Below are 5,058 nucleotides of genomic sequence, written 5' to 3' on the forward strand. Positions count from 1 at the left end.
CGCCCAAGCACCTAATTTACGGCCCATGGTTCACGATTCTCCCGAGCGTCCGACGCCGGCCCCCAAGACTGATCCCAAGGCTGACCCCAAGGCGCGGCGCAGTGCAAAGTCCGATCTGCCTCAGGACGACCTGACGCTCGACACGAGCGACGTCGATCCGGAGACCTCCGCCACCGAGGAGGAGGATGACGCGCGTCTTCCCGAGGCATCGGAGGACGCCGCCGAGACAATCGCCGAGGGGACGCTCTCGATCGGGCATGAGGCGATCGAGAACGCGGTCCGCCTCGCCCCGACCTCGCCCGGTGTCTACCGCATGCTCAACGCCGCCAACGACGTGCTCTATGTCGGCAAGGCGAAGAACGTCAAAAAGCGGCTGTCGTCCTATGCGCGGGCCAACGCGCCGCTGCCGGCGCGCATCCTGCGCATGATCGCGGCGACCACGCATGTCGAGATCGTCTCGACCACGACCGAGACCGAGGCGCTGCTGCTCGAAGCCAATCTGATCAAGCAGCTCCGGCCGCGCTTCAATGTGCAGCTGCGCGACGACAAGTCGTTTCCCTATATTCTGATCACCGGCGACCATTGGGCGCCGCAGATTCTCAAGCATCGCGGCGCGCAGTCGCGGCCCGGACGCTATTTCGGCCCGTTCGCCAACGCAGGCGCGGTCAACCGCACCATCACGGCGCTGCAGCGCGCGTTCCTGATCCGCTCCTGCACCGACGGCTTCTTCGAGAGCCGCAGCCGGCCCTGCCTGCTCTACCAGATCAAGCGCTGTGCCGGCCCCTGCACGCGCGAGATCGATTTCCCGGGCTATGGCGAACTGGTGCGCGAGGCGACCGAATTCCTCTCCGGCCGCAGCCACGCCGTGAAGCAGTTGCTCGCGGCGAGATGGAGAAGGCCTCCGGCGAGCTCGAATTCGAGACCGCGGCGCTGTACCGCGACCGCCTCGCGGCGCTGTCGGCGATCCAATCGCAGCAGGGCATCAACCCGCGCACGGTCGAAGAGGCCGATGTGTTCGCAATCCACCAGGAGGGCGGCTATTCCTGCGTCGAGGTGTTCTTCTTCCGCACCGGCCAGAACTGGGGCAATCGCGCCTATTTCCCGCGCGCGGAAAAGAGCTTCACGCCCGAGGAGGTGCTGTCCTCATTCCTTGCGCAATTCTACGACGACAAGCCGCCGCCGAAGCTGATCCTGCTGTCGCACGAGATCGAGGAAAGCGCGTTGCTCGCCGACGCGCTGTCGGTGAAGGCCGGATCCAAGGTCGAGGTCTCCGTGCCCAAGCGCGGCGAGAAGAAGGAATTGATCGGCCACGCACTCACCAACGCGCGCGAGGCGCTCGGCCGCAAGCTCGCCGATACCGCGACGCAAAGCCGGCTGCTGGAGGGCATGGTCACGACGCTCGGCCTGCCGCACACGCCCAAGCGCATCGAGGTCTACGACAACAGCCACATCCAGGGCACCAACGCGGTCGGCGCGATGATCGTGGCGGGACCCGACGGGTTCATGAAGAACCAGTACCGCAAGTTCAACATCAAGTCCGAAGGGCTGACGCCCGGCGACGATTACGGGATGATGCGCGAGGTGCTGGAGCGCCGCTTCAAGCGGCTGCTGAAGCCGCCGGAAGGCGAGGCCGCCAAGGCGAGGGACAAGGCGGACGACGAGTCGTTCCCGCAATGGCCCGACCTCATCATCATCGACGGCGGCCGGGGCCAGCTCAACGCGGTCAGGGAGATTTTCGAGACTCTCGGGCTGACCCAGGTCTCGCTGATGGCGGTGGCGAAGGGGCCAGAGCGCGATGCCGGGCGGGAAACCCTGTTCATGCCGGACCGCGAGGCCATCAAGCTGGAGCCGCGCGACCCGGTGCTCTATTTCATCCAGCGGCTGCGCGACGAGGCCCACCGCTTCGTGATCGGCTCGCACCGCAAGCTGCGCAAAAAGGACATCCGCGAGGCCGGCCTGCAGGAGATCCCGGGCATCGGGCCGTCGCGCAAACGTGCCTTGCTGCACCACTTCGGAACGCTCAAGGAGATCGAGCGGGCCTCGATCGCCGACCTCGGCAAGGTTCCCGGCGTCAGCGCCGAGAGTGCCCGCAAGATTTTCGAGTTTTTCCACGCCCAGCCGGGTTAAACCAAAGGCGAGTCATCAGGGCGTCGCCTGCGACAGGGCATCTAGGGCATGATGCGGAAAAGTGGCAAGCAACGTTCTGAAAAGATCACGCATAAACAAGGGGCTAAGGTGCCATGACGATTCAGCGTAATCTCGCCGCGCTCAGGCGCCCGCACGGTTGACCTTCTGGCTTCAGCGGTATTGGTAGAACGGATGAACATCGCGACGACAAGGGGACAGACCAAGACCATGTCCCTCCCGAATATCCTCACCTACGCCCGGATCGCCGCGATCCCGGTGGTGATCGGCTGCGTCTACTGGCAATCGATCCTGGACGGCCCGTTGTGGCTGCGCTGGGTGGCGCTGGCCGTGTTCATTGCGGCGGGGATCACCGACTATCTCGACGGCTATTACGCCCGGATGTGGGACCAGCAGTCAGCTTTCGGCCGGATGCTCGATCCGATCGCCGACAAGCTTCTGGTGGCCTCCAGCCTGCTGATGCTGGCCGCCGACAATTCGATCCATGGCTGGACGCTATGGGCGGCGATCGTGATCCTGTGCCGCGAGATCCTGGTCTCGGGCCTGCGCGAATATCTCGCGGGGCTGCGGGTCAGCGTTCCCGTCACCAAGCTTGCGAAATGGAAGACCACGATCCAGCTGGTGGCGATCGGCTTCTTGATCGCCGGCGAAGCCGGCGAGCAGGTGTTCCCGGCGACGACCCTGATCGGCATCGTGCTGCTGTGGATGTCGGCGATCTTCACGATCTACACCGGCTGGGATTACTTCCGTGCCGGCATCCATCACCTCATCAAGGAGGATGAGGGATGAAGCTGAAGTATTTCGCCTGGGTGCGTGAACGCATCGGCAAAACCGAAGAGATCGTCGAGCCGCCGGCCGAGGTGCGCACCGTCGGCGAGCTGATCGGCTGGCTTGCGGCGCGCGACGACGGCTACGCCCACGCCTTCGAGAAGCCCACGGTGATCCGCGCCGCGATCGACCATGCCCATGTCAAATCGGATGCCGCGATCGCCGGCGCCCGCGAGATCGCGTTCTTCCCGCCGATGACCGGCGGTTAGATCTTCCTATGGCTATCGCAGCGACCATCCGGATCCAGGAAGCCGACTTCGACGTCGCGCAGGAGATTGCCGGCCTGAGCAAGGGCCGCACCGATGTCGGCGCGGTCGTCAGCTTCAGCGGCATCTGCCGCGGCAGCGAACAGGGCGAGCCGATCGCGGCGCTGACGCTCGAGCATTACCCTGGCATGGCGGAGGCCGAGATTGCGCGCCACGCCGACGAGGCGCTGGCGCGCTGGCCGTTGCAGGGCCTCACCATCATCCACCGCTTCGGCCGCATCGCGCCGGGCGAGAACATCGTGCTGGTCGTGACCGCCTCGGCGCACCGGCAGGCCGCGTTCGAGGCAGCCGAGTTCCTGATGGACTATCTGAAGACCAGCGCGCCGTTCTGGAAGCGCGAGGAAAGTGCGCGCGGCACGAGCTGGATCGAGGCGCGCGACCATGACGACGCGGCCGCCGCGCGCTGGACCAAGTCCTGATGGCCACGCGCAGCAAAGTGCCGGCCAGGCGCAGCAGCCCCGCCGCGCCGAAAGCGCCCAAGAAAGCACCGAAGGTCGGGGCCGGCGAGCTTCACACCCTGTTCGATTTCCTGCGTTACGCGGTCAGCCGCTTCAATGCCGCGAAGCTCGTGTTCGCGCACGGCACCACCGATCCGGTGGCCGAGGCCGCGTTCCTGATTGGCGAGACGCTGCATCTGCATCCCGACCAGTTCGAAAACTTCGCCAGCGCGCGCGTCACCGTCGCCGAAGGCAAGCAGATCCTCGGCCTGATCGAACGGCGGATCGCGACGCGAAAGCCGGCCGCCTATCTCGTCAACAAGGTCTACATGCGCGACCTGCCGTTCTATGTCGACGAGCGCACCATCGTGCCGCGCTCCTTCATCGGCGAATTGCTGGATTCGCATTTTGGCGGCGACGAGGACGGCACCTCGCTGATCGGCGATCCCGCCGACGTCGAAAGCGTGCTCGATCTCTGCACCGGCTCCGGCTGCCTTGCGATCCTGGCCGCCCGGCATTTTGCCAACGCTGCGGTCGACGCGGTGGATATCTCAAAGGATGCGCTCGAAGTCGCCGCGCGTAACGTCGCCGACCATGGCCTCGACGATCGCCTGACGCTCTTTCGCGGCGACCTGTTCAAGCCGCTCGGCGACAAGCGCTACGATCTCATCATCTCGAACCCGCCCTATGTCGATGCCGAGGGCATGGCCGCGCTGCCGCGCGAATGCCGCGCCGAGCCGAAGATCGCATTCGACGGCGGCACTGATGGGCTCGATATCGTCCGCCGCCTACTCGATGAGGCCAAGCGGCATCTGACCCCGCAAGGCGGTCTGCTCTGCGAGATCGGCCGCGGCCGCGACAATCTCGAGGCCGCCTATCCCAACCTGCCGCTGCTCTGGCTCGACACCGAGGACTCCGAGGGCGAGGTGTTCTGGATCGCTGCCGCCGACCTCTGACCGGCACGCCGCGGCCGGCTCCGGTCTATTACGGAGCCCGACTTCGAGACCGACCAAGACGAAGCGAAAATCGTGTGCAGTTCCAGCCGGTTCGGAAGATCGCAGGCCCGTCGAATCAACAATGGTGCTAAGCTTGCGCTCCGGGGACGTTCGGAGAGAGGGCGCGGGCGCGCGACATGATTCGCATTTCGACGATCTTCATCGCCATCTGCATGGTGCTGGTCGCAGCCTCGCTGGGCTTCGTCCTGTATTCGGTGGCGGGCATCAGCGGATCGGAATCGGCGATCGTGGCGCTCACCGCCCTCACCTGCCTGATCCTCTACAACGCCGTCTCGATGCGGTTGCGCGACCGCAGCGACGTCGGCGGCCAGATCGCGGATCTGTCGCGTGGCACCGCCGACCTCGCCCGCCAGGTCGCCGAATTCG

At 65.5% G+C, this 5,058-nt stretch carries 4 protein-coding genes and 2 pseudogenes; all 6 read left to right on the forward strand.

The genetic code is table 11. The features are described from left to right. Nucleotides 1–25 precede the first annotated feature (25 nt). Nucleotides 26–2,127, forward strand: a pseudogene (gene uvrC, locus H8B02_RS45050) (excinuclease ABC subunit UvrC). 192 nt (nucleotides 2,128–2,319) lie between these two features. Continuing rightward, on the forward strand, nucleotides 2,320–2,934 hold the full coding sequence (gene pgsA, locus H8B02_RS45055) for a CDP-diacylglycerol--glycerol-3-phosphate 3-phosphatidyltransferase (protein ID WP_016844474.1): 615 nt from the start codon (nucleotides 2,320–2,322) through the stop codon (nucleotides 2,932–2,934). Further along, the gene (moaD, locus tag H8B02_RS45060; protein ID WP_229172184.1) at nucleotides 2,931–3,182 is read left to right on the forward strand and encodes a molybdopterin converting factor subunit 1; all 252 of its coding nucleotides are present in this window, start codon (nucleotides 2,931–2,933) and stop codon (nucleotides 3,180–3,182) included. Before pgsA ends, moaD begins: the two co-directional genes overlap by 4 nt. 8 nt (nucleotides 3,183–3,190) lie before the next feature. Further along, nucleotides 3,191–3,658, forward strand: a complete 468-nt coding sequence (locus H8B02_RS45065) for a molybdenum cofactor biosynthesis protein MoaE (protein ID WP_229172185.1) — start codon at nucleotides 3,191–3,193, stop codon at nucleotides 3,656–3,658. Continuing rightward, nucleotides 3,658–4,632, forward strand: a complete 975-nt coding sequence (gene prmB, locus H8B02_RS45070) for a 50S ribosomal protein L3 N(5)-glutamine methyltransferase (protein WP_229172186.1) — start codon at nucleotides 3,658–3,660, stop codon at nucleotides 4,630–4,632. The genes H8B02_RS45065 and prmB overlap by 1 nt, the downstream gene beginning before the upstream one ends. 176 nt (nucleotides 4,633–4,808) lie before the next feature. Next, nucleotides 4,809–5,058, forward strand: a pseudogene (locus H8B02_RS45075) (EAL domain-containing protein); the annotation flags it as partial.

It is taken from the genome of Bradyrhizobium altum (assembly GCF_020889705.1).
In the GTDB taxonomy this organism is placed as follows: Bacteria; Pseudomonadota; Alphaproteobacteria; order Rhizobiales; family Xanthobacteraceae; genus Bradyrhizobium; species Bradyrhizobium altum.

Coding starts and splice junctions, on each gene's coding strand:
- pgsA (WP_016844474.1), top strand. CDS start 2,320: ATGAACATCGCGACGACAAGGGGACAGACCAAGACCATGTCCCTCCCG.
- H8B02_RS45065 (WP_229172185.1), top strand. CDS start 3,191: ATGGCTATCGCAGCGACCATCCGGATCCAGGAAGCCGACTTCGACGTC.
- prmB (WP_229172186.1), top strand. CDS start 3,658: ATGGCCACGCGCAGCAAAGTGCCGGCCAGGCGCAGCAGCCCCGCCGCG.
- moaD (WP_229172184.1), top strand. CDS start 2,931: ATGAAGCTGAAGTATTTCGCCTGGGTGCGTGAACGCATCGGCAAAACC.